Genomic DNA, 24328 nt, shown 5'->3' on the forward strand with positions numbered 1-24328 from the left:
CAATGAGATGGACATGCTGATCGACGGCAACTGGACCAGCGCATCTGATGGCGCAGTCGATCCGGTGCTCAATCCAGCCGATGACTCCGAGATCGGCACGGTGCCGCGTGCGACCGCCGCCGATGTCGAACGCTCCGTCGCCGCCGCGCAGCGGGGCGCCAGGGCCATGGCGGCCATGCCGGCCTGGCGCCGCTACGAGATCCTCGAAGCGGTAGCGCGCCGCATCGAAGAGAACCAGACGCGGCTCGGCGAACTGCTGTGCCGCGAGAACGGCAAGCGTATTGGCGAGACGACAAGCGAAGTCGGGGTCGCCGCCCGGATCTTCCGCGGCTATGCCGAAGAGGCCAAGCGCCTGTTCGGCAGGTCCGTGCCGCTCCACGCCATTCCGGGTCGCGAGAAGTCGCTGGCCATAACCACGCGCTACCCGCTGGGCGTGATCGCAGCTATTGTGCCGTTCAACTATCCGGTCGAACTCTGGAGCCACAAGGTCGCAGGTGGTCTCGCAGCCGGCAACGCCGTGATCACCAAGACGCCCGAGGATTGTCCGCTCGCCATCCTCGACGTCGCCCGCTTCATGGAAGAGGCGGGCCTGCCCGCTGGCGCCCATCAGGTCCTGACCGGTGGTCGCGAAGTGGGCGAGGCGCTGGTGCGCTCGCCCGGCGTGCAGATGATCGCCATGACCGGCTCCACCGCTGCTGGCAGGCGGATCCTCGAAGTCGCCGCCCAGACCCTCAAGAAGGTGCACCTCGAACTCGGCGGCAACGACGCCACGATCGTGTGCGACGACGCCGATGTGGAGGCGACCGCTGATGCGCTGATCGCTGGCCGCTTCACGTCCGGCAACGGTCAGATCTGCTGCGCAGTCAAGCGCGTGCTGGTGGCGCGTCCGGTCTATGACCGGCTGCTCGCCGCCGTCACCGATCGCACCCGGGCGTTGCGCATCGGCGACCCGATGGACCCGGCGACCAATGTCGGTCCTCTGATCAACCGGCGCGGTGCCGAGCGCGTCGAGGCTCAGGTGGCGAAGGCCGTCGCCGATGGTGCCACCATCGTCATCGGCGGCAAGCGCCGCGACAATTTCTTCGAGCCCACAATCCTGACCGGCGTCACCCCCGGTACGCCTGCCTTCGCCGAGGAAACCTTCGGCCCGGTTCTGCCGCTGATCCCCTACGATGATTTCGAGGCGGCGCTGGGGCTCGCCAATGACAGCCCGTTTGGGCTGCAGGCCGCGATCTTCAGCCATGACATCCGCCGCGTCATGCGCGCCTATGAAGTGCTCGATGTGGGCACGGTGGTGGTCAATCACACCACCGCCGTGCGCGTCGAGACGCTGCCCTTCGGCGGCAACAAGGGATCGGGCAACGGACGCGAGGGCATCCACGACACGCTGCACGAGATGAGCAAGGAAAAGACCCTGCTCCTGCACGAAATCTTCGGTGGCCTCTGATGGCAGCGCTTGCGCTCTCGCACATCCGCAAGAGTTTCGACGGCAACCCGGCAGTCCGCGACATCTCCTTCGCGGTCGGCGCCGGCAAGGTACTCGCGCTCGTGGGCGAGAACGGCGCCGGCAAGTCGACGCTGATGCGCGTGCTCTCGGGCGCGGTGATCCCCGATGGCGGCACCATCGAGCTCGACGGCAAGCCGGCGAGGATTACCGGCCCGGCCGATGCAATGGCTCACGGCATCCGCATCGTCTACCAGGAGTTGAGCCTGCTGCCGCATCTGAGCGTGGCCGAGAACATCCTGCTCGGCCGCCTTCCGACGCGCGGCCTGCCCGTCATAGTGGATTGGGCGAAGGCCAACCGCATCGCCACCGAAACGCTGGCGGCTTTCGGCTTCTCCGACATCGACCCGCGCGCTCTGGTGCGGACGCTGAGCGTCGCCCGCCAGCAACTGGTCGAGATCGCCAAGGCGCTGGTAACCGAGCCGAAGATCCTCGTCCTTGACGAACCCACCGCCGTACTCTCGGCCGCCGAGGCGACGCTGCTCTTCGCCAAGGTCCGCGCGCTCGCCGCAGCCGGCACCACGGTCATCTACATCTCGCACCGGCTCGAGGAGATCTTCGATATCGCCGACGAGGTTGTCGTGCTCAAGGACGGGCAGTCTGTGCTGCATGGCGATATCGGTACGCTCGACCAGGCGAGCGTTATCGAAGCCATGGTCGGCCGCCCGCTCGAGGCAATCTATCCCGCTCGCGATCGCGTGCGTGGCAAGGTCGTTCTCGATGTCGAAAAGCTGACCGACGGTGCCGTCTTCTCCGATATCGGCTTCTCTGTGCGTGCCGGCGAGATCGTGGGCATGTTCGGCCTCGTTGGCTCGGGCCGCACCGAGATCGCCAAGACACTCTTTGGTGCCCATCATTTCGAGAGCGGTCACATCAGTCTCGATGGGGCGCCGGTCCGTTTCGATACGCCCGCGGCGGCGGTCGGCGCGGGTCTTGCTCTCATCACCGAGGATCGCAAAGGCGACGGGCTCGCGCTCGATGCCAGCATCCTCGACAATGCCGGCCTCGCGAGCCTTGGACGCAGCGCGCGGGCGGGGATCATCAACGATCGGGAGCAGCGTCGCATCGTCGATGCCAAGCTTCGCGAACTTTCCACCCGCATGCGCAGTGTCGACCAGCCGGTGCGCCAGCTTTCGGGCGGAAACCAGCAGAAGGTGGTGTTGGCCAAGTGGCTGCTGGTCGAGGGCGCGCGGCTCTACATCTTCGACGAACCGACGCGGGGCGTCGACATTGCCACCAAGGTAGAAATCTACCAGCTGATTGCCAACTTGGCGCGTGCCGGTGCGGCCGTGCTGCTGATCTCCTCGGAGATGCCGGAGGTGCTGGGTCTTTCCGATCGCCTTCTCGTGCTGCGTGAGGGGCGCATAGCCGCCGAACTCGTGCCCGACGGTTTCAAGCCCGAATTGGTCTTTGCCCACGCGGCGGGTCTTCATCCCGGAACGGATACACTGCAATGACGGACACGGCGCATGCCGCGGCTCGCCCCGCTCCCTGGCAACGGCTCTCGCGGGCCGACTTGATCTTTGCCGTCGCCATCGTGGCGCTGGTGATCTTCGCGTCCTTCGCTTCCGAGGCGTTCCTCACGCAGCGCAACCTCGTCAACATCTCGCGCCAGATGGTGACCAACGGCTTTCTTGCGCTCGGCATGCTGATGGTCGTCCGCACTGGCGGCATCGACCTCTCCGTCGGCTCGGTGCTGGCCTTTGCCGGTCTGCTGGCGACCGGCCTGCAGGAGCAGATGCATTTCTCTGCCGCCATTGCCATCGCGCTCGCCATGGGTGTCGCTGTCGGCTGGATCAACGGCTTGCTCGTTGCCCGTTTCAACCTGCAGGCGTTCATCGTCACCCTCGCTACCATGGGCTCACTGCGCGGCCTGCTCTATGTCTATGCGCCGACGCCGCGCTACCCGGCCGACGAGATGTTCCGCGCCATTCTCGGCGGTGCCTTCGTTGGGCCGATTCCAGTCAACTTCATCCTCTTCGCCATCGCCGTGCCGGCGGTGTGGTTCTATCTCAACCACACTGTCTCAGGCCGTGCCGCCTTCGCCATCGGCGTCAACAAGGAGGCCGTGCGTTTGGCCGGCGTCAATGTCGGCCGCCACATCATCTTTGCCTACGTCGCCTGCGGCCTGTTCGCCGCCATCGCCGGCGTGCTGCTCGCCAGCCGGCTCGGCATCGCCCAGCCCAGCGTCGGCGTCGGTTACGAACTCGACGCCATCGCCGCAGTGGTGATTGGTGGCGGCCTGCTCGGCGGCGGGGGTGGCACGGCCATCGGTGTGCTCGGCGGCGTTGTCGCGCTCGCCGTCGTCGACAACGTGCTCAACCTCTTCAACGTCGATTCTTACTACCAGCAGCTTCTCAAGGGCCTGATCATCCTCGTCGCGGTTCTCGCCCGGCGAAAGAAGGCCTGATCAAAAGGCTGGGCGGGGACCCGGCCGCATTACAGGAGGACGCAGTGACCATCGTCTCAAGACTGAAGACTCTCGGCCTCGCGGCAGCCGCCGCGACCCTCATCTCCGGTGCTGCCCTGGCGCAGGAGACGATCAAGATCGGCATGGTGAACCTCTCGCTCTGTTGCGCCTATTTCGTCGGCATGGACGCCGCCGTGAAGGATGCCGCCAAGGTCTATTCAAACGTGGAAATCCTCTCGACCGACGCCAATGGCGATGTCGAGAAGCTGACCTCGGACGTCGACGACCTGCTCAACCAGGGTGTCAAGGGCCTGATCGTTTCGGGTGCCTGGATCGAAGCCGCTCCCGCGGCGCTCGAAGCCATCAACCAGGCCGGCGTGCCGGTGGTGATGGTGGACCGCCTGCTCAAGGGCGGCGATCATACCAGCTGGGTCGGCCCCGATAACCGCGCTATCGGCGAAGGGATCGGTGACTACATCGTCAAACGTCTCGGCGCTGAAGGCGGCAAGGTCGCTATCATCCGCGGTGGCCCGGCCGACAACACCATCGGTTCGAACCGTTCCGAGGGCGTGCAGTCGAAGTTCGCCGGCTCGAAGGTCGAGGCGGTCATCGCTTCCGATTGGGGCAACTGGAGCGCCGACGGCGGTTTCACCCAGATGGAAGACCTGCTCGCTCAGCACAGCGATCTCAAGGGCGTGTTCTGCGAGAACGACTCCATGTGCCTGGGGGCGCAGAAGGCTATCTCCGATGCGGGCCTGTCGGACCAGATATTCATCACCTCCGTCGATGGTGAAAAGGGTGCGCTCGCCGAGATCATGAAGGCGGGCGGCAACTATGCCGCGACCGGTCTCAACAACTCCGACCAGATCGGGCGGGCCGGCTTCTACCGCCTGATGGCGATCCTCGCCGGCGCCGTCGCCGAAAAGGAAACGGCTCTTCCGTCGCCGATCATCACCTCTGACAACGTGGCAAAGTTCTACGACGAGAATAGCCTGTTCTAGGGTGGCAGTGGCGTGGCGCTCGCGTCACGCCCCCAAAATACGCGCCGCTGGCCGGGCCCCGGGGGAAAGTTCGCAGGGCCCGGTCATTGGTGAATGCCTAGAGGGGGATGGCCTCCAGGGTCCGCAGGGCCTCGAGGCAGGCGGCGGCGGCTTCCCGGCCTTTGTTTTGCTCGTCATTCCGGCTGCGCTGGATCGCCTGTTCGTCGGTATAGGTGGTCAGGATGCCGAAGGTGATGGGTTTGCCGGTTTCGAGCCCGGCCTGCATCAACCCATGAGCGGCAGCCTCGCTGATATACTCAAAATGTGCCGTGTCGCCCTTGATGACGCAGCCCAGGCAGATCACGCCGTCGAAGCCGGACTGCGCCAGGCGTTTGGCGATGAGCGGGATTTCGAAGGCGCCGGGCGCTGCATAGATATTGGCGGAAGCGACCGAGACACCATTTTCGCTGAGATAGGCCAGTGCCCCGTCGCGCAGACCATGGGTGACCTCGGGGTTGAACTGGCTGACCACAAGGGCAAGGCGGGGTGCGGTTTCAGGCATTCTGGTTCTCGTGGTTCTGGTGGGTGAACGTGTGGCCGAACTTGTCCCGCTTGGTAGCGAGATAGCGCCAGTTGTGGGGATTGGCCGGAATTTCTAGCGGCACGCGCTCGGCGACCTGGATGCCGTATTGCTCGAGCGACAGGGCCTTGTCCGGATTGTTCGACAACAGCCGCAGACGCGCGATGCCGAGCGCCCGCAGAATTTGCCCGGCAATGCCGTAATCGCGGGCATCGGGGGCAAAACCCAGCGCGGTATTGGCTTCCACTGTGTCGTGGCCCTGGTCCTGCAGGGCGTAGGCGCGGATCTTGTTGGCAAGGCCAATGCCACGGCCTTCCTGCCCGCGCATATATATCACCGCCCCGCCGTCACCGGTGGCGATCTGGCGCAGGGCCTCCTGCAATTGCGGCCCGCAATCGCAGCGCAGCGACCCCAGTGCATCCCCGGTCAGGCACTCGGAATGCAAACGCACCAGCGGGGTGCGCCCGAGCGGGTTGCGGATCAACGCCAGATGCTCGGTGCCGTCCAGCCGGCTGCGGAAGGCGCGAACCTGCAAGGGGACCGGTGAATGCTCGGTGGGCAGCTCAGACGTTGCAACCTCATCGACCAGTGTTTCGTGCGCGAGGCGATGGGCGATGATGTCCCTTATGGCGAGGATGGGCAGCTTTTGCTCCCGGGCGAAGATTTCGAGATCGGGCCGCCGCGCCATGTGCCCGTCGTCTCGCATGACCTCGCAGATGACACCGGCGGGCCGCAGCCCGGCCAGCCGCATGAGGTCGATGGCGCCTTCTGTGTGTCCGTTGCGCGCCAGCACGCCATCGTCGGCCGCCCTGAGCGGAAAGACATGCCCCGGGGACGCAATGTCGGAAGGCCCGGCTTGGGGGGCGGCCGCAACCTCGATTGTCCGGGCCCGGTCATGCGCCGAAATGCCGGTGGTGATCCCTTCAGCGGCCTCGATGGAAACGGTGAAGGCGGTGGAACGCCGGGCCCGGTTATTGGCCACCATCGGGGGCAGGCCAAGCCGGTCCACCTGTTCGCCGGTGAGCGCCAGGCAGATCAGGCCGCGGCCATGGCGGGCCATGAAGTTGATCGCTTCCGGGGTCGCAAATTCGGCGGCAATGACAAGATCGCCTTCGTTCTCGCGATCCTCGTCATCGACCAGGATCACCATGCCGCCGTTGCGCAACTGGGTCAGGGCTTGAGATAGGGCAGACATAGCCGCTCCACATATTTGGCCATGACGTCGATCTCGACATTGAGGGCGTCGCCGATGGGGAGGGCATTGAGATTGGTGTGCTCCCAGGTGTGCGGGATGATGGTCACCAGCACGGCAACACCCTCGTCCCGATCCTCGAGGCCATTGATGGTGAGGCTGATGCCGTTGAGGGCGATGGAGCCCTTCTCGACGCAATAGCGTCCCAGAGCTTCGGGCAACAGGAAGACGTGTCGCCAGGCGCCGTCGGCCTCGACCCGCTCAACCAGTCGGGCCAGCCCATCGATATGGCCCTGCACCAGATGGCCGGAGAGTCTCGTCTCGAGGGTGACGGCCCGTTCCAGATTGGCGAATTGGCCGACGGCCAAGCCGCCAAGATTGGTGCGTGCCAGGGTTTCTGGGCTGATGAAGAAGCGGGCGAGGCCGGTCTCATCGAATTGGGTGACTGTCAGGCACACGCCGTTGACGGCAATGCTTTCGCCCAGCGCCAGGTCGGGCCAGCCGCTTTGAAGTTCGATTTCCAGCGACCCGCCGCGGGACGCGACCAGAGTCACCCTCGCCAGTTTTTCAATGATGCCCGAGAACATCTCGATCCTTTCCTTGCAAGTGAAATTGGGGAGCCGGATTCCGGCGAAGGGTCACCCGGTCGGTGCCGTCCGTGTTGGCGGCCTGCTCGATCAGCACGTGCTCGTCCCACAGGCCTGCCGAGAGCATGTGCGTCGTCAGGGTCGGACCGGCTTCGACGAGCACTTCCATGCCGGCGGCAGCGCCGATCGTTTGCAGCGCTTCATGCACATCATCAGCCAGATAGACGGCAAAGCCGCGCGTGCGGGCAGCGGCCAGCCAGGGTTCAGGAATGCGCCTGCGGCGGTCGAGCAGGACCAGCATGCGCTGCTTGTCCGGGTGGTCAGGGACCAGGCGCACGGTGAACTGCGGATCGTCGGCCAACACGGTCCCGGAGCCCGTGAGGATGGCGTCGGCCCGGCGCCTCAGGCGATGGGCCAGTTCCAGCGACGACGCGTTGGTAAAGGTCTTTTGTCCATTCGGAGGGACCATGCTGCCGGACGTCGAGATGGCCTGCTTGACTGTGACGAAGGGCAGTCCCGTCTGAACGCGCCTGGAGAACGGTGCGACGAGCCGCTCCGCCTCGGCAAGGACCGCAGCGGCCGACGGGTGGTCCAGATCGGACAGGAAGTTCACGCTGAGTCCGGCCGCCCTCAGCCGCTCGGCGCCGCCACCCGCAACACCGGGATTGGAATCGCGGCAGGCAATCCAGACACGGCGCGCACCTGTGGTCAGGATTGCCTCCGCGCAGGGCGGCGTGCGGCCGTGATGATTGCAGGGTTCGAGCGTCACCAGAACAGTATCGATCCTGTCGGCAAGGCCGGCGGCACGGGCCAGGGCGATGGCCTCGGCTTCGGCATGGGGCTGCCCCGCCCGCCGATGCGCACCGGCGGTCAGTTCCCGTCCTTCGGCATCGAGCAGGATGCAGCCGACCGGCGGGTTGGGCGCGGTGGCCCCTTCATGGGCCCGAGCCAGCTCCAGAGCGCGCGCGAACGCGCGCAGGATCACCTGCGCCGAAGGTTCTGGATTGATACTGCCTGTGGTCTTGTCCATGCCCGTCTCGTCTTCACTTCAGACGAGTTCCAGGGCAAATGACGACAGACACGAGCTCTCCGGTGAACGGAAAGCGCGCGTCAACGATCATCGGTTCTCTTCCATCCGGACTATACCGTCGGCCCCGGAATTACACCGGGTCTGCTGACCCCACCCCGAAGGATGGGCGCTCGCGGGCTGATGTGCCGATAGACACAATTACCGCCGGTGGGGAATTGCACCCCGCCCTGAGAACTCGGGGCTATGAATAGGGAGCCAGGTCATGCAGATCAAGTGGGCACAAGGGCGTAACTTGCGCGGGTAGTGAGTGGACCTTCCATCGCGAGCCTGGCGGAACCCTTGAGCCCGGCTACCGCAAGACCTGTCGAGGCGCAGTGGAAACCTGGTCGCGACCGCAGGGTTGCCGAGCCTATCGATGCCCGGCTCAAGGGATGGCGCAGCCTACTTGTCCTGTGCGGTGATCGTCGGCCGCACGCTGTCGATAATGGCCTTGGGTGCGGGCGAGTGCCAGATCACCTGATAGGCCTCGATGACATCGGATTGCGTGACCTTCCGACCGGACAGCGCCACCCATGGAGGCACCGGTAGCCCGAGCAGGGCGGCCAGCGTCACGCGCGCGGCGGCGCTGCCTTGGTCATACGGCAAACTGGGCCCCAATTCCCTTGATCATGCCCCGGCGCGCCATATCGAGGGCAACCTCGTTGCCCAGGTCCACCGTGGTGAATGGGAGCTCGATGCCATTTTGGGCAAGCGCCCGGACCGCCTTCATCGCGGGGACGTCCCAGACTGCGAAAATTCCGGAGAGACCGGGCGTCTTCTGCACCATTTCCAACGCGGCCGGGCCCGCGCCTTCCAGTTCGGCAAACCGCTCCCGCACAAGCGTGACGTCGGGCCGATGACTGCCCATCCATTTGCGGAATGCGATCTCACGTTCGTGGGTGGCGAAGAAGTCGATGCCATAGCCGAGAATCCCGGCGGCACCATTTGGGGGAATGTGGGCCGACAGCATCGCGGCGCAACTCTGCCCGAGACCAAAATTGTCGGTGGAGACGACGCTCGCGTAGTCGGTGCCCGGGAGCATGCCGGTGGGGGCGTTGTCGAGCAGCACCAGCTTGCGTCCGCTCAGCGTCAGGTCCCGATGGGCTGCCGCCACGCGCGCGTTGCCAATGGGGATCGAGATGACCGCGTCTACCGGTTCGCGTGCCAGCCGGGTCAAGGCAGCGACCTGCAGATCGACGTCGAAATTGCAGTCGACCACTTCGACCAGGGCGGCCGAATAGAGGCCCAGGGTCGCGGCGATTCCGGCCAGTTCCTGCTTGGACCAGTCGCTGGTGGTTGTGTGCAGAACCAATGCCACGGAAAACCGACGGGTCAGGGCCTGCGCGGCGTCAGCCGGGGTCAACTGGATCTGGTCGGCGGGAACGGCGCGCTCCCCATGTGGGCCGAGGCCTGCAATCGACATGGCGGTATCCCCCGGTGTCTTGCTGTTCATGGCGCAACGCGCCCCGCCGGTGGTGCAGCCTCGGCTGCAGCCGATGCCGACATGCGCTCGAGGCGCTTCTGGAAATCGGGATGGCGGACGGGCGAGCCCAGCCCAATCCAGCCCTGCAGTGTGGCGGGCGCGAAGAGTTCCTCCACCACTACCTGGGCGGCACCGACCAGGCCGGAGGAGGCGCCCATCTGCGAGCGAATGATCTGCAAGTCACGCGACACCATGGGATGGGACTGACGATAGACCGCCTCGCGAATGCCGGCGAGGAGGCTGTCGCCGCCCGACTCGGCAACTACGCCACCGACAACTATCAGTGCCGGATTGACCAGGTTGGTCAGCGGCGCGAGTGCCTCGCCCACCATGCGGCCGCAGCGGCCAAGCAGGTCCACGCAGAACAGGTCGCCCAGTTGCGCCGCATGCCCGATATCGACCACGGACAGTTCGCCCTGTCGGGCGAGCGCCTGCGCTAGGTATGGACTGCGGCCATCCTCGGCTGCAGCCATGCCTTCCCGGGCGATGACGTCGGCACCGGCCACGGCCTCGAGCAGATCCTCGCCGACGCGGCTGTGCCCGATCATGCCGGCAGCGCCCTGGGCGCCGCGGTGAAGCCGGCCCTCGGAAATGAGGCCTGCACTGATCGAACGGCCCAGCTTGACGTAAATTATGTCGCTCAGCCCGCGGCCGCCGCCGGACTTGGCCTCGCCCATGGTCATCGTCTGGACGCCGCTGCGCGCGAAAATCGGCACGCCGAACCGCATCGAAAGACGCTCGAGGAACGGGAAGCCCTGCCATGTTTGCACGGTCTGCAAGACCGGCACGGTTTCGAAGTCCGTCGGCGGCTTCTCGATCGGTCCCGGCAGCGCAAGTCCGATTCCCCATGGCGCCGGCTTCTCGGTTTCCCTGAGCAGCCAGTCGAAGATGGTCGCCAGCCGATCCAGAATGACCTCGGGGCCCGAGTCGAGCTGGGCAGCTTCGTGATGCTCCACCAGTAGTTGGCCGTTCAGGTCGGCAATACCGAGCGCGATGGAGCTCTGGTCGATCGCCGAAACCAGCAATGAGCCGGCATCTTGGCGGAACTGCATCTGCCGGGGCGCGCGGCCGCCGGTAGCCTGGCCCAGTTCGCCCTCCTTGAGCAGGCCCAGTTCGATCATCGTCGCCAGCCGGTCGGCGACGACCGCCCGGCCCAGTTCGGACCTGCGTTCGAGTTCCTGCCGTGTCGTGGCGGCTCCGGTCCGTACCAGGTTGAGCAGCAGGGCCAGACTCGCCTGGGCCGCATCGACACTGCGCGGTCGGCCAACCGACCGCAGCGTTGCCTTCTCCTGCGCCACGACTCCATCCCTTCACTCGGCTTCACAATCAACCTAGACCGCCGGGTTCTTCCCTTCAAGCTATCGCTTTTGCTCTTTTTTCAGCAGAAGTCTGGCTGCTTATGTCGATTTAGCGTTGACTTGCTGTTTTTGTGCCGCGTAACCTCTGCTCAACAACGGGCAGCGGCAGCGCCAGCCCAATTCCCGGCAAAGCCGGATCTGCTTGAGGAGGACTGCATGGCCGTCAGACTGGCCTATCACGCCAACTGCTGGGGACCGCTCGGCGGCAATGCCGTGGGGGTGACGTCCGTCACCCAACTGACCTACCGGACCTTTGCCGACATGGACCGTGCCTTCGCTGACATCGCGCGGGCGGGCTATGAGGGCCTGGAAATCTTCGACGGCAATCTGCTCGACGAAGCGCCGGCGGATCTTCGCCGCAAGCTCGCCGATGTCGGCCTTGAGCTGGTCTCGACCTATTCGGGCGGCAACTTCATCTTTCCGGACATCCTCCCCGAGGAACTGGCGCGGATCGAGCGGGTCGCCGCTGCCGCGGCCGAGGCCGGCGCCAGCCACTATGTCATCGGCGGCGGCGCCAAGCGCGCCAGCGGCATTCAGGACGACGACTACAAGCGGCTGGGCGAGGCGCTCGACAAGGCCGGAGAAATCGCCCGGCGCGCCGGATTGCGGCCTCACTATCATCCGCACCTCTCCACAATCGTGGAGGGTCCGGCCGAGGTCACCAGGATCTTCGGGCTCACGGGGCTCGATTTCTGCCCCGATACGGCGCACCTGGCGGCAGCCGGTGGCGATCCCGCGGCCCAGGTCCGCGAATTCGCCGGACGCATTGGCCTCGTGCACCTGAAGGGCCTGCAGCGCGAGCCGTTCGGCTTCACCCCGCTCGACGCGGGCGACCTCGACAACGGCGCGGTCATCCAGGCGCTCAAGGACATCGATTATTCGGGTTGGGTCATGGCCGAACTCGATAGCTGGCCCGATCCCCATGAGGGAGCGGTGCGCAGCCACGCATTCCTGAGACGGCACTTCGCCTGATCAGGCCAACACCAGAGTCACCAAAGGGAGGAAACCATGGGACACTTGAAGACGGCGGGGCTGCTGACCGCAGCGTTGCTGGCCGGCACGATGGCCGGGGCAGCTTTTGCACAGAGCCCTGACGAAGCGCTGGCCGGTCTCGCCAACCAGACACTGAGCACCGGCCCGGGCGGCGAGCGGCCGGTCTCGGCATCCGAAGTCAACCTGAACGATGACGAACTGGCCCGGATCAAGGCCATGGGTGCCACGGCCGCCATCGTCATGCACTATGGTGGCGACGACTGGAGCCAGGCTCAGATCAATGGGCTCGAGACCCAGTTCGAGGCCATGGGCATCAAGGTGATCGCCACTACCGACGCCGGGTTCAACGCCGCCAAGCAGGTCTCCGACATCGAGACAATCCTGGCGCAGAAGCCAGACATCATCATCTCGATCCCGACCGATCCGACCGCTACCGCAAGTGCCTACCGCCAGGCCGCCGAGGCCGGCGTCAAGCTGGTGTTCATGGACAACGTCCCGGCCGGATTCGTTGCGGGCAAGGACTATGTCAGCGTCGTCTCCGCCGACAACTACGGCAACGGCGTCGCATCGGCGCATCTCATGGCCAAGGCGCTCGACGGCAAAGGCCAGATCGGCATCGTGTTCCACGCCGCGGACTTCTTCGTGACTCGCCAGCGCTACGATGCGTTCAAGGCCACCATCGAACAGAACTACCCCGACATCGAGATCGTCGCAGAGCAGGGGATTGGCGGACCCGACTTCACCGGTGACGCCGACCGCGCCGCTTCGGCCATGATGGTGGGCAATGCCGGTATCGACGGCATCTGGGCCGTCTGGGACGTGCCGGCCGAGGGCGTGATCGCCGCGGCTCGCGCCAATGGCCGCGACGACCTGGTCATTACCACGATCGACCTGGGTGAGAACGTCGCCATCGACATGGCACGCGGCGGCTTCATCAAGGGCCTGGGCGCACAGCGGCCGTTCGACCAGGGCGTGACCGAGGCAAAGCTCGCCGGCTACGGCCTGCTCGGCAAGGATGCCCCTGCCTATGTGGCCCTGCCGGCCCTGCCGGTCGAAAAGGCCAACCTGCTGGATGCCTGGCAGGCGGTTTACTCCAAAGAAGCACCTGCCACCATCCGTGACTCCATGAACTAGGCGCGCCTCCCGGCGCCTATGCGGGGGCGGATTCCCTCTTCCGTCCCCGCTTCATCCCCAAAAGCGAGACAGCAAATGCAGAAGCTCAATGTCGCCATGATCGGCGGTGGTTTCATGGGCAAGGCCCACGCCATGGCCTATGCCGCCATGCCGATGTTCTTCTGGCCGGCGCCGGCCATTCCGGTGCGCAAGGTGGTCGTGGACGTGAACCAGGAGATGGCCGAGACGGCCCGCGACCGCTTCGGCTTCGAGGAAGGCTCTGCCGACTGGCGCGCCGTGATCGCGCGGCCCGACATCGACATCATCGACATCTGCACGCCCAACAACTCCCATGCCGAGATCGCCATCGCGGCGGCCAGGGCGGGCAAGCACATCATCTGCGAGAAGCCGCTGGCGCGGACCGGCGCGGAATCCAGGACCATGCTCGACGCGGTCCAGGCTTCCGGGTCCATCCACATGGTGGCCTTCAACTACCGCCGCACCCCGGCAGTGGCGCTGGCCAGGAAGCTGATCGAGGAAGGCCGCATCGGCGACATTCTCAATTTCCGCGGCACCTATCTCCAGGACTGGTCCGCCGATCCCGACAGCCCGCTGTCGTGGCGCTTCCAGAAGTCGGTCGCAGGCTCCGGCACCGTGGGCGATATCGGCACGCATGTGGTCGACTTTGCCCGCTACCTCGTCGGCGAAATCGCTTCCGTCAACGCGCTGGTCAAGACCCACATTCCCACGCGCCCCAAACAGTCGGGCGGCGTCGACAAGCTTGGCGTTGGCGGCGGCGACAAGAACGCCGAACGCGCTCCCGTCGATGTCGACGACGAAATGCTGACCATGCTCAAGTTTGCCAACGGCGCGATCGGCTCGATCGAAGCCACGCGCAACGCCTATGGCCGCAACAACTTCCTCACCTTCGAGATCCACGGCACCAAGGGGTCGCTGGCCTTCAACTACGAGCGGCGAGACGAGCTCCAGGTCATGTTCGCCGATGACGTGGGCGATGCCCGAGGCTTCCGCACGGTCTATACTGGCCCCGCCCATCCATACGGATCGGGGCTCTGGCCCATCCCGGCGCTCGGCATCGGCTATGGCGAGACCAAGATTGTGGAATGCTACGATCTGTGCACCGCCATCGTCACCGGCAAGCAGCCATCGCCCAACTTCGAGGATGGGTATCGCATTGCCCTGATCGCCGATGCCATCCTGGCGTCGGGCGAAAGCGGCCAGTGGGTGGACATTCCGTGACCGACATGGCGGCTCAGCCGACCGCGGTGGAGATGAATGCCATCTCCAAGCGCTTTGGCGGCGTCCATGCGCTGCGGGAGGTGAGCCTGAGCGTGCGGCGTGGCGAAATCCACGCCCTGCTCGGCGAGAACGGTGCGGGCAAGTCCACCATTCTCAAGATCCTGCGGGGTGTCCAGGCGCCCGATAGCGGCAGCATCGCCATAGGGGGAGAGGCGTTTGACCGCCTCTCGCCGCAACTGGCCCGGCAAAAGGGCATCGGCATGATCTTCCAGGAAATGAGCCTGGTGCCGACGCTGAGCGTGGCGCAGAACGTCTTTCTCGCCAGCGAACCGCTGACCCCGGCAGGGCTGATCGACGATCGCGCCATGGAGCGGCGTAGCGCGGAGATCTTCGCTTCGATGGGCGTGAGCGTCGATCCCGCTGCGATGGTGGCGGACCTCTCCACCGGCCAGCAGCAACTGACCGAAATCGCCAAGACGCTGTCGCAGAATGCCGAAGTGCTGGTGCTCGACGAGCCGACCTCGGCCCTGACCGCGAGCGAAGTGGATATTCTGTTCGACCTGCTGCGGCGACTCAAGAGCGAAGGCAAGGCGATCATCTATGTCAGCCACCGCATGGACGAGATCTTTCGCATTGCCGACCATGCGACAGTGCTGCGCGACGGGCGGCTGATCGACAGCCGTCCCATCGCAAATTACACCCTGGCGACGCTGATTGCCGACATCATGGGCAAGGAAACCCGTGACCTGTCGGAATTTACGACCGAAACCACGGCGCAGGATGACGTGATCCTGAGGGTCGAGAACCTTGCGAGCAAGCTGCGGCAGGGCGGAGACGTCAGTTTTTCGCTGCGACGCGGCGAGGTGCTGGGGATTGCGGGTCTGCTCGGGGCCGGTCGCAGCCGGCTCGCGCGCATGCTGTTCGGACTCGAGCCGATCGCCCGCGGCACCATCACCCTGCGGGGGCAAGCCGTGTCCATCGGTTCGGCGCGCCAGGCGACCGAACTTGGCCTTGCCCTCGTGCCGGAGGACCGGCGCCGGCAGGGGCTGGTGCTGACCCATTCCATCCAGGACAATATCGAGCTGCCGATCCTCAAGCGGCTCGGTGCGACGCCGTTTGTCGATCGGGTGAAATCGCGCAGGACGACGGATGAGCTGATCAAGCGCCTTGCCATCAAGACGGCATCGCGGGAAGCGGCGGCCAATTCCCTCTCGGGCGGCAATCAGCAGAAGATCGTCATCGGCAAGTGGCTGGCGACCGATCCCGATATTCTCATCATGGACGAACCCACGGCCGGCATCGATATCGGCTCCAAGGGGGAAGTGCTGCGCCTCGTGCGCGCGCTGGCCGGGGAGGGCAAGTCCATCATCTTCATTTCGTCCGAACTTGCCGAACTTGCGGCGGTCAGCGACCGCATCGCGGTGATGTCGGGCGGGCGCCTCGTCGAAACGATCGAGAAGGCGGACCTGTTGACCACGACCGGCGACGCAGCCGAATTGCGCGCCGAACAGAAGCTGCAGCTGATCGTGCAGCGAGGAGGAAACTATGGCTGACACCATGGCGGTGGCAGGCCGCGAAACGCCGCTCGGCTATTTCAAGCGCACGTGGCGGCAGAACATCATCTATATCGGCTTCGTCGTCGTGTTCCTGTTCTTTGCCCTCACCCTCCACGACAAGGGGTTCCTGGAGCCCAACAACATCCTCAACATCGCCCGCCAGACCGCGATGATCGCGGTGATGGCGGTGGCGATGACGCTGGTCTTGTCCTCGGGCGAGATCGACCTGTCGGTCGGTGCGGTGGCGGGGCTGGCCTCGGTCACGACGGCCATGGCCGTCGCCTGGGGCGGGCTGCCTGCTGGCATCGCAGCGGGCATCATGACCGGCGTAACCGTCGGGCTGATCAACGGCTTGCTGTCGACGCGGCTGATGATTCCGACCTTCCTCACGACCCTCGCCATGATGGGTATCGCCAAGGGCACGGCCATGTGGATTTCCGGCACTGCCGCCATTCCCGTACTGGACCGGACCTATCCGGCCATTTTTGGCGGCGGCAATATCGGGCCGATCCCCACGCTGCTGCTCTGGATGCTGGTGATCGGTGTCATCGGCCATATCGTGCTGCGGCGCACCAAGTTCGGCCGGCAGGTCCTGGCCGTCGGCGGCAATGTCGTGGCGGCGCGCTATAGCGGCATCAATACCGGCCGGATAAAGCTCTGGGTCATCGTCATTTCCGCCGTCACCGCCTCGCTTGCCGGCATGCTCTATGCCGGCCGGTTGCAGACTGGGCGCTTCCAGCTCGGCGAAGGAGACGAATTGTCGGTGATCGCGGCCGTGGTGCTCGGCGGAACGAGCCTTTTCGGCGGCAAGGGCACCGTCGTGGGCTCGATCATCGGCGCGCTGATGATCGGCGTCATCAACAATGGCCTGATCCTGATGGGTCTTGAATATTCCCAGCAACTCATCGCACGCGGCGGAATCATCATCCTCGCCGTGGCCCTGAGCCAGGCGGGCACTCGGCCCACCTGACGCCCGGGCGACAGATTGAACGGTCGGCCAAAGATCTTCCCGTTTTGGTTGTGTGAAGGCGGCAGGCTGGAAACGGCGGTCTGGCGGCGATAGTGTTCCCGCGCGATGGGGGAGCCTGATGCCGAAAGACGAGATAGCCGACCAGATCATGGCGGACCTGGAAAAGCTGAACCGCCGTCCCCTGACCCCCTCCGCGCCCTCCTGGATACGCTGCGACATCGTTGTGGTGGAGGAGATAGAGGAGCGCCCACAAGGCCACGTTGCCTACTTCCTGGCGCCACCTCGCGTCGGTGAGCACGTAGGCGAATTTGGCACCGTCGTGTCAGTCACCCACGGCCCAATGCTTCCCGAGGGCTCGTCTCTTCCCTACCCTTACATCACGGTGTTCGTATCGCGGACGGGAGCCTGATGTGACGCTGGCGTGACAGCAATGTCACGCCCGGCACGGCCGTCGCGGTGCCTGCATTCGTGGAGCTCTGGATGTGAACGCCCGGTCGGCTGGACGGCCTCTGTGACGTCGGCGTGACCGAAGGCCAACGCGTGCGCCTGTGGGCCTGCTACCCAATGGGCAGCCGGTGGTAGTGGCCTCATCTTCGTCCCCGCCCAAAGCCAAAGGCGAGAGCCTCCCGGAAGGCCACGAACTGCCGCCATGCAAAGGACGGCTTTCGCCCCAGCTTGGCCGGTGATGCTTCGTGCGGAGGGGAAACCTCGGCGATATAGTCCCGGATGCGCTCACGCTGATCGGTCGAAAAGCCGAAGGCTGCACTCCAGTGTTTTGTGAACAGCCATGGAGTTCCTTCTCGATCAAAGTGTTCGACCAAGGTGTGCCCGTTTCCTGCAGGAATGGTACGGACATGTCGTAGACCGTACGGCTCTGCGAACAGCCTGATGGACTTGAGACCGGGAGCAACCACAGCGCGTACCGCGTAATGGCGAACCAGCTCTAAGTTTACCTCAGCGCAAAACGGCAGATGCGGTGAGCGCTGGATTGGTACTGTGAACTTTTCCGTGAAGGCCGCATCGCTGTTCACGGAACTCCAGAGAAAGAACTCCGACATAACCACATTGGTGGTGCCGCAGAAATACTCCACGAGCGAACGCCATCGCTCGGAGGCTGGTGGCCTGCGCCCCAACCGCTCTCTGAAATCAAAGAGGCTGGTTTCCTCAGTCGGCTTCGGCCAGGCTTCCCAGTCGCCCTTTTGCTCTCCGGGATTGATCCCCATCACAAGGAACTCGAAAGTCTGCGATGATCGGTCTAGTGGCAGGTCGTAGAGAAAGTGGTGGGCCCTGAGCAGGTCGTTGTTGGCCTGCGTGTATGATCTGATGCGCTCAATCTGACGATGTAGCATTGCTTCCCGTTCCGTTGCCCATGAACTAACAGATGTCAAGCAAATATCTACCTCGGGCTGGCCGATCGCAAATACAAAACCAATTCGCCATCGCCGATGTCCGAGCTGAACGTTGTGCCGTCCTGAAAGAACCCGTTATTCCCAAGTATGTGGGTCATTGGGGCGTTGGTTGTCTGCGTCGTCGAGAAGATGCCCTTTTGTCCGGCACGGACGATCAAATCCCTAGAGAGGGGGGAGATCAGCTTCGCGTTGCGATGCTCCTGGGTCATGAAAACCCAACCGAACTCGTATGGGTAGCCCGCTGCTACCGCTTGCGAACTCCCGCACCGACCCTACCGCCTCTCTGTACGCACGCTGCAAACGCGTCGAGGTCGGCGACGGTAAAGTCGGCAGGCGAGCGTATTTCGCGCATGTAGTGGAGTTGGTCCATGCTCGACACTAATCACGAACGGCCTTGTTCTGTAACCGCTCCCCGCAGGTTGGATTTCTTGGCAACAGTGGGGATGGATGATGGGATATGAGCTTTCCCGTTCGCAAATTGCGATATGTTTCAAAGTCATACTGAAAAACGGTGGTAGCGGAGGAGGGATTTGAACCCCCGACACACGGATTATGATTCCGCTGCTCTAACCAACTGAGCTACTCCGCCCCGTAGTGCGGGCGGGCTGGGCCGCCGCGGGGCGCTATGCGCGGCGCCTTATTAGGTTTGGTGGGGGTGGGTGTCAAGCGGGCGTGGCGGGGTGGGCCGCGCATTGCAGTGAAAAGCAGGCGTATCGACCTGCGGCCCCCTTCACCGCCTTGCCTCCCGCCGGGGCGGGACCCTGGGGCAAAGCGGGTCGGGGCCTTGAGGCGATCGGTACCCGGGTCGGCCTTGAGGCCTTGCACCGGGGATCGCCTCCCTCGCGTCCCCGGTTTTCGCCGGGGAAACTGGTCGTCGCTTCAGCGGCTCGCGGGTTTCACGTCCCGGGCGCTGCGCGGCGTCGGGATGTCTTAGTTGGCCGCGACGGGACTGGAAACCGGAAGGTTACTTTAGTGTTAACGCAGGCGGTTCAGCTGTGCCGTCGCGGCACAGCCGTGGCCCCATAGGGCAGCCTCGTCCCGGCCCAGCCTCTTTACCATGCGGGAAGGGGGCGTGCGGCACGGCTTGCTTCGACATGAAGGTGGCGGTTTTGTCGTCCACGTCGCATCATCTGGCGCCCTCTCAGCCGAAAGCCCGCACGTGTTCCTTCGCCTGCTTCCTGTCCTCGCCTGGCTGTTGCTCGCCGCCGTTGCCTTCGTCACGCTGGCGCCCATCGGCTTCCGGCCGGTCAGCGGGTTCTCGCCCAATCTCGAGCGGTTCGCGACCTTCGGGCTCCTGGGCTTCGTGTTCGCGCTCGCCTATCCGCGCCGGGTCTGGCTCATCCTTGCGATCGTCATCGCGTCGGCGGTGGCCTTCGAGGCGCTGCAACTGATGGCCCACGGCCGGCACGGGCGCCTGCTCGATCTGGGCGTCAAGATCGCCGGCGGCGTCATCGGGGTAGGGGCGGGGCGCCTCGTCCGGCTCGCCATGGGGCGGCCCGCCCGCTAGTCGCGGTTGCCGTCGGGGTCGTCCTTCAGCCAATCGTCGTACTTGCGGTTGCGCCGGTGCTGCTCGAGCGCCTGCAGATAGTATTCCTGGTGCCGGCCATGGGGGCGGCCGGCCTGCTCCCACAGGAAGTAGGCGGTGCGGCGAACGGCTTCGCGGAAGACGTCGTCCTCGGCCGGTTCGTCGCGGTCAGGATTGCTCATCGGGGGGTCTTCGCGCGCCATGGCCACGCAACGTTGCCGCTCGCACTAGGTTGCATTCCTGCAACGCTACACGAGCCAATGTGTCAGTCATACGAAAGACGGCCCCCGCGCTTGCATATCTGCCTTGAACCGAACGCAAATCGGCGCGAAGAGAAAGGCCTTCCTCAGGTTCTTCCTGGCCGAATCCGACCGCCAATATTCCGGCGGAAGGCGGCCCTGCTGTATAATGTCTGGACCCGCAAATTGAGCTCGAATGCTCCGCGCAGCGCCTATTCACCTGGCGATGCAATGTCACATGTCGTCGCCACGCAGGCCGGCAAGGGACTGACCACGCTATGGCGCATCATGGTCCTCACCTGGCGCCATCCCTGGATGGTCATCATTACCCTCGCCTCCACCATCATCATGTGCGTGCTGCAGCTGTGGGTGCCTCGGCTGCTTGGCCAGGCGGTGGATCAGGCCGAGGGCGTGCTCGATGGGGCAGGGGCGGTGGATGCGCTGTGGACCACGGCGTGGATCCTGCTGGTTGTCTCGATCGGCCGCGGCATCTTCACGATGACCATGAACTACTTTGGCGAAGCGGTCGGCCATCACACGGCCTATGAGCTCCGCCTCGCGGTCTACGAGAAGATCCAGCGGCTGAGCTTCTCGTACCACGACAAGGTCCATACCGGCGACCTGATCACCGTGGGCATGCTCGATCTCGAGGGCGTGCGCATGTTCTTTGCCACGGGCGTGCTGCGCGTCGTGCTGCTCGGCATCCTGATCGGCGTCGGCGCCTACATGATGATGTCGACCGACCTGCTGCTCGGCTGCCTTGCCCTCAGCTTCGCGCCGTTCGTTGCCTGGAACTCGTCCAAGACCCAGCTGACGCTGCGCGCCACCTGGCTGAAGCTGCAGGAAATGCTGCAGAACCTTTCCCGCGTCATGGAAGAGAACCTCGGCGGCATCCGCGTGGTCCGCGCCTTTGCCGGCCAGGACCACGAGCTGAAGAAGTATGACGAGGCCTCGGACGCGGCGCTGGCGCTGGCCCACAGGCGCGTCGATATCCGCGTTTCCAGCACCTCGCTGATGAACATCAGCTTCCTGCTGTCGATGGGCCTGGTGCTCTGGGTCGGCGGCGAGAAGGTGCTGGCCGGCGAGATGACCGTCGGTACGCTCGCGACCTTCCTCACCTTCATGACGATCCTGCAGATGCCGGTGCGTCAGCTCGGCCTGCTCGTCAACTCGTTCGCCCGCGCCTCGACCTGTGGCAATCGCCTGTTCGCCTTCCTCGACCTCGATATCGAGATCAAGGACAAGCCGGGCGCCAAGCCGCTGGTGGTCACCGAAGGCACCGTGCGGTTCGAGAATGTCGATTTCGCCTATCCGAGCGCCCCCGCCCGCAAGGTGCTGCAGGGTGTCAGCTTCGAAGGCAAGAAGGGCGAGACCATCGGCATCGTCGGCCGCCCCGGTTCGGGCAAGTCGACCATCGCCCACCTGATCCCGCGCTTCTACGACGTGGATGGCGGCAAGGTCACCATCGACGGGCAGGATGTCCGCGACGTGACGCTCGGCAGCCTCCGCCAGTCGGTGGCCGTGGTGCAGCAGGACTCGTTCCTGTTCACCACCAACATCGAGAACAACATCGCCTATGGCGATCCGTGGGCGAAGGAGGGCCGCATCGCGCGCGCTTCCGAGTTCGCGCAGCTGCACAACTACATCATCGGGCTGCCCACCGGTTACGAGACCATCGTGGGCGAGCGCGGCGTGTCGCTGTCGGGCGGCCAGCGCCAGCGTCTCAACATCGCGCGCTCGCTGATGCTGCGCCCCTCGGTGATGGTGTTCGACGACTCGACCGCCGCGGTCGATGCCGGCACCGAGCAGCGCATCCGCACGGCGATGAAGCGGTTCGCCAAGGACCGCGTCACCCTCATCATCTCGCACCGCCTCAGCTCGCTGATGCACGCCGACCAGATCCTCTTCATCGAGGACGGCGCCATCGTCGAGCGTGGCACGCATGAAGAACTGCTCGCGCTCGGGGGCCGCTACCGTGCCCTCTACGACCTCCAGGTCAAGCCTGGCGACGACGCCCTGGAGGCCGCAGAATGACCGACGTGACCGTCAACGACGACGAGAGCGAAGACCGCCGCCAGCGTCCGCCACGCGCCGTGGTGGGCTCCAGCCTCGACCGCGAGGAAGAGGTGTTCGGCAAGGCTTACGATCCCAGGATCGTCCGCCGCATCTGGGCCTTCGTGAAGCCGTACCAGAAGCAGATCTACATCTCGGTCGCCGCGGTGCTGGTGTTCACGCTGACGCAGCTGGCGCTGCCGCTGATCATCCGCTTCGCCATCGACGCCGGCATGGCGGCGGGCGGCGGCGGGCGCGTGGTGCTGCTCTGGGCCATGGTCGGCTTCGCCATCACCATCGCCTTCAATTTCGTCGCCAGCTGGATCCAGGAATCCGTCGTCGGCAAGGCGGCGGAGAACGTGCTGTTCGACATGCGCCGCGCCATGTTCGAGCACCTGCAGCGCGTCTCGCTCAGCTGGATGGACAAGACCGAAGTCGGCCGCCTGATGTCGCGCCTGATGGGCGACGTGAACTCGATGCAGGAGTTCCTCGAGACCTCGGTGCTGTCGGTGGGCGACATTGTCCTGCTCTTCGGCATCGTCGGCGTGCTGCTGTGGCTCGATCCGCTGCTCGGGCTGGTCACCATGGCCACCATGCCGGTGCTGTTCATCGTGCGCCTGTTCTGGCTGCCGCCGGCCAAGGTCAGCTTCATGGCGGCGCACCACACCAACTCGTCGGCCAACGGCGCCCTCGCCGAGGGCATCAACGGCGTGCGCACGGTGCAGAGCCTCGACCGGCAGAAGGTCAATTTCGACCTCTACGAGGAAAAGGCCCGCGCCAACCTTCGGGCGCACCTCCGCGCTGCCAAGTTCGCCCAGGTGATGGTGCCGATCGTCGATACCCTCACCGGCATCTCGATGGCGACGGTGATCGTCCTCGGCGGCCAGATGGTGCTCGGCCATCAGGTCGAGGTCGGCGTCATGGTCGCGTTCCTGTTCTACATCCAGCGCTTCTTCGATCCGATCCGCTCGCTCACCATGCAGTATTCGGTGTTCCAGCGCGCCATGAGCTCGGGCACCCGCATCACTGAAGTGCTCGACGTCCCCGTCAACATCGAGGACAAGCCGGATGCCGTGGCGCTCACCGGCCAGATGGATGGCTCGGTCGAGTTCAAGAACGTCACCTTCGGCTATCGCAAGAACCAGCCGGTGCTGAAGAACGTCAGCTTCCGGGTGAACCCGGGCGAGACGGTCGCCATCGTCGGCCCCACCGGCTCGGGCAAGTCGAGCTGCATGTCGCTGGTCCATCGCTTCTACGACGTGTGGGACGGTTCCGTGACGGTCGGCGGCACCGACGTGCGCGACGTGACCCAGGACTCGCTCGGCGAGCAGGTCGCCATGGTGCTGCAGGAGCCGTTCCTGTTCACCGGCACGGTGATCGAGAACATCCGCTACAACAAGCAATCGGCCACCCGCGAACAGGTGATCGACGCGGCCAAGGCCGTCGGCGCGCACGATTTCATCATGTCGCTCGCCGATGGCTACGACACCAAGCTCGAGCAGCGCGGTGGCAACCTGTCGCTTGGCCAGCGCCAGCTCATCAGCTTCGCGCGTGCGCTCGTCGCCGACGCCAAGATCCTCGTCCTCGACGAGGCCACGGCGAACATCGACAGCTACACCGAGATGCTGATCCAGCGCGCGCTGAAGCGCCTGCTCGAAGGCCGCACCGGCCTCGTCATCGCCCACCGCCTCGCGACGATCCGCGGCGCCGACCGCATCATCGTCCTGCAGAACGGCGAGCTCTTGGAATCGGGCAACCACGAGCAGCTGATGAAGAAGCAGGGCCTCTACGCCAAGCTCTACACCATGAACTACTCGAGCTTCGACGACATGCCCGAAAACGGCGACGAAGCCCCACCGACGGGGAAGGCGACCTGAGTCTCCGCGCACGGTGTTTAGTTTGTGTCCCTCATCACCGGGCTTGTCCCGGTGATCCAGCTACGCGGCGTCTGCCGCGTGAGAAGAGTCCTTTCGCAGCGCCGACGCGCGGCGGCTGGATTGCCGGGACAAGCCCGGCAATGAGGGGCCGATAGCAGCAACAGTTCTTGA

General features: G+C 64.9%; 22 protein-coding genes, 1 tRNA gene and 1 riboswitch. Of the genes, 13 read left to right on the forward strand and 10 right to left on the reverse strand.

What is annotated here, in order from left to right; genetic code table 11:
* Positions 1-7: 7 nt before the first annotated feature.
* Genes PRN20_RS16630 through PRN20_RS16645 form a run of 4 tightly spaced genes read left to right on the forward strand, consistent with a single transcriptional unit; the run spans position 8 to position 4915 of the window.
* Positions 8-1447: an aldehyde dehydrogenase family protein gene (locus PRN20_RS16630; protein WP_273958665.1), complete on the forward strand. Its 1440-nt coding sequence runs from the start codon at positions 8-10 to the stop codon at positions 1445-1447.
* A complete protein-coding gene (locus PRN20_RS16635) occupies positions 1447-2961 on the forward strand; it encodes a sugar ABC transporter ATP-binding protein (protein WP_273958666.1) in 1515 nt (504 codons plus the stop codon). The genes PRN20_RS16630 and PRN20_RS16635 overlap by 1 nt, the downstream gene beginning before the upstream one ends.
* Positions 2958-3914 carry an ABC transporter permease gene (locus PRN20_RS16640; protein WP_273958668.1) on the forward strand — a complete coding sequence of 319 codons (957 nt, stop codon included), beginning with the start codon at positions 2958-2960 and terminating at the stop codon, positions 3912-3914. The genes PRN20_RS16635 and PRN20_RS16640 overlap by 4 nt, the downstream gene beginning before the upstream one ends.
* 44 nt (positions 3915-3958) lie before the next feature.
* Positions 3959-4915 (forward strand): substrate-binding domain-containing protein, encoded by a 957-nt coding sequence (locus PRN20_RS16645; protein WP_273958670.1) that lies wholly within the window; start codon positions 3959-3961, stop codon positions 4913-4915.
* Between the two features lie 97 nt (positions 4916-5012).
* Here the strand turns inward: PRN20_RS16645 and ribH are convergent, their stop codons facing one another.
* The 7 genes from ribH to PRN20_RS16680 all read right to left on the reverse strand — a co-directional run bounded on the left by ribH (position 5013) and on the right by PRN20_RS16680 (position 11103).
* Positions 5013-5456 (reverse strand): 6,7-dimethyl-8-ribityllumazine synthase, encoded by a 444-nt coding sequence (ribH, locus tag PRN20_RS16650; RefSeq protein ID WP_273958671.1) that lies wholly within the window; start codon positions 5454-5456, stop codon positions 5013-5015.
* A complete protein-coding gene (gene ribB, locus PRN20_RS16655) occupies positions 5449-6669 on the reverse strand; it encodes a 3,4-dihydroxy-2-butanone-4-phosphate synthase (protein WP_273958673.1) in 1221 nt (406 codons plus the stop codon). The genes ribH and ribB overlap by 8 nt, the downstream gene beginning before the upstream one ends.
* Positions 6645-7253, reverse strand: a complete 609-nt coding sequence (locus tag PRN20_RS16660) for a riboflavin synthase (RefSeq protein ID WP_273958675.1) — start codon at positions 7251-7253, stop codon at positions 6645-6647. The genes ribB and PRN20_RS16660 overlap by 25 nt, the downstream gene beginning before the upstream one ends.
* A complete protein-coding gene (gene ribD, locus PRN20_RS16665; RefSeq protein ID WP_273958676.1) occupies positions 7234-8283 on the reverse strand; it encodes a bifunctional diaminohydroxyphosphoribosylaminopyrimidine deaminase/5-amino-6-(5-phosphoribosylamino)uracil reductase RibD in 1050 nt (349 codons plus the stop codon). The genes PRN20_RS16660 and ribD overlap by 20 nt, the downstream gene beginning before the upstream one ends.
* Positions 8284-8372: 89 nt before the next feature.
* Positions 8373-8522: riboswitch (FMN riboswitch) on the reverse strand.
* 202 nt (positions 8523-8724) lie between these two features.
* Complete coding sequence (locus PRN20_RS16670; RefSeq protein WP_273958677.1) at positions 8725-8928, reverse strand: hypothetical protein; 204 nt, start codon at positions 8926-8928, stop codon at positions 8725-8727.
* Positions 8918-9775, reverse strand: a complete 858-nt coding sequence (locus PRN20_RS16675; protein WP_273958679.1) for a substrate-binding domain-containing protein — start codon at positions 9773-9775, stop codon at positions 8918-8920. Before PRN20_RS16675 ends, PRN20_RS16670 begins: the two co-directional genes overlap by 11 nt.
* Positions 9772-11103 carry an ROK family protein gene (locus tag PRN20_RS16680; RefSeq protein ID WP_273958681.1) on the reverse strand — a complete coding sequence of 444 codons (1332 nt, stop codon included), beginning with the start codon at positions 11101-11103 and terminating at the stop codon, positions 9772-9774. The genes PRN20_RS16675 and PRN20_RS16680 overlap by 4 nt, the downstream gene beginning before the upstream one ends.
* A 216-nt stretch (positions 11104-11319) precedes the next feature.
* On the opposite strand from PRN20_RS16680, the gene PRN20_RS16685 reads away from it, so the two are divergent.
* The 6 genes from PRN20_RS16685 to PRN20_RS16710 all read left to right on the forward strand — a co-directional run bounded on the left by PRN20_RS16685 (position 11320) and on the right by PRN20_RS16710 (position 17464).
* Entirely contained in the window at positions 11320-12135 is an 816-nt protein-coding gene (locus PRN20_RS16685) for a sugar phosphate isomerase/epimerase family protein (RefSeq protein ID WP_273958682.1), read from the forward strand.
* 36 nt (positions 12136-12171) lie between these two features.
* Positions 12172-13290 carry a substrate-binding domain-containing protein gene (locus PRN20_RS16690; protein WP_273958683.1) on the forward strand — a complete coding sequence of 373 codons (1119 nt, stop codon included), beginning with the start codon at positions 12172-12174 and terminating at the stop codon, positions 13288-13290.
* 75 nt (positions 13291-13365) lie between these two features.
* Positions 13366-14529 carry a Gfo/Idh/MocA family protein gene (locus PRN20_RS16695; RefSeq protein WP_273958684.1) on the forward strand — a complete coding sequence of 388 codons (1164 nt, stop codon included), beginning with the start codon at positions 13366-13368 and terminating at the stop codon, positions 14527-14529.
* A gap of 5 nt (positions 14530-14534) precedes the next feature.
* A complete protein-coding gene (locus PRN20_RS16700; RefSeq protein ID WP_273959044.1) occupies positions 14535-16082 on the forward strand; it encodes a sugar ABC transporter ATP-binding protein in 1548 nt (515 codons plus the stop codon).
* Positions 16075-17055 carry an ABC transporter permease gene (locus PRN20_RS16705; RefSeq protein ID WP_273958685.1) on the forward strand — a complete coding sequence of 327 codons (981 nt, stop codon included), beginning with the start codon at positions 16075-16077 and terminating at the stop codon, positions 17053-17055. The genes PRN20_RS16700 and PRN20_RS16705 overlap by 8 nt, the downstream gene beginning before the upstream one ends.
* A 118-nt stretch (positions 17056-17173) precedes the next feature.
* Positions 17174-17464, forward strand: coding sequence for a hypothetical protein (locus PRN20_RS16710; protein WP_273958687.1), 291 nt, complete (start codon positions 17174-17176; stop codon positions 17462-17464).
* A 178-nt stretch (positions 17465-17642) separates the two neighbouring features.
* Here the strand turns inward: PRN20_RS16710 and PRN20_RS16715 are convergent, their stop codons facing one another.
* Both PRN20_RS16715 and PRN20_RS16720 read right to left on the reverse strand, forming a co-directional pair.
* The gene (locus PRN20_RS16715) at positions 17643-18404 is read right to left on the reverse strand and encodes a hypothetical protein (protein WP_273958689.1); all 762 of its coding nucleotides are present in this window, start codon (positions 18402-18404) and stop codon (positions 17643-17645) included.
* 572 nt (positions 18405-18976) lie between these two features.
* Positions 18977-19053, reverse strand: a tRNA-Met gene (locus PRN20_RS16720).
* A 483-nt stretch (positions 19054-19536) separates the two neighbouring features.
* On the opposite strand from PRN20_RS16720, the gene PRN20_RS16725 reads away from it, so the two are divergent.
* Positions 19537-19971, forward strand: a complete 435-nt coding sequence (locus PRN20_RS16725; RefSeq protein ID WP_273958691.1) for a VanZ family protein — start codon at positions 19537-19539, stop codon at positions 19969-19971.
* On the opposite strand, the gene PRN20_RS16730 is transcribed toward PRN20_RS16725, so the two are convergent.
* Positions 19968-20171 carry a DUF2934 domain-containing protein gene (locus PRN20_RS16730; protein ID WP_273958692.1) on the reverse strand — a complete coding sequence of 68 codons (204 nt, stop codon included), beginning with the start codon at positions 20169-20171 and terminating at the stop codon, positions 19968-19970. The two genes, PRN20_RS16725 and PRN20_RS16730, sit on opposite strands and share 4 nt — an antisense overlap.
* A gap of 288 nt (positions 20172-20459) precedes the next feature.
* On the opposite strand from PRN20_RS16730, the gene PRN20_RS16735 reads away from it, so the two are divergent.
* The gene (locus PRN20_RS16735; RefSeq protein ID WP_273958693.1) at positions 20460-22262 is read left to right on the forward strand and encodes an ABC transporter ATP-binding protein; all 1803 of its coding nucleotides are present in this window, start codon (positions 20460-20462) and stop codon (positions 22260-22262) included.
* Positions 22259-24157, forward strand: coding sequence for an ABC transporter ATP-binding protein (locus PRN20_RS16740; protein ID WP_273958694.1), 1899 nt, complete (start codon positions 22259-22261; stop codon positions 24155-24157). Before PRN20_RS16735 ends, PRN20_RS16740 begins: the two co-directional genes overlap by 4 nt.
* The last annotated feature ends 171 nt before the right edge of the window (positions 24158-24328 follow it).

It is taken from the genome of Devosia sp. ZB163 (genome assembly GCF_028613635.1).
Classification (GTDB): domain Bacteria; phylum Pseudomonadota; class Alphaproteobacteria; order Rhizobiales; family Devosiaceae; genus Devosia_A.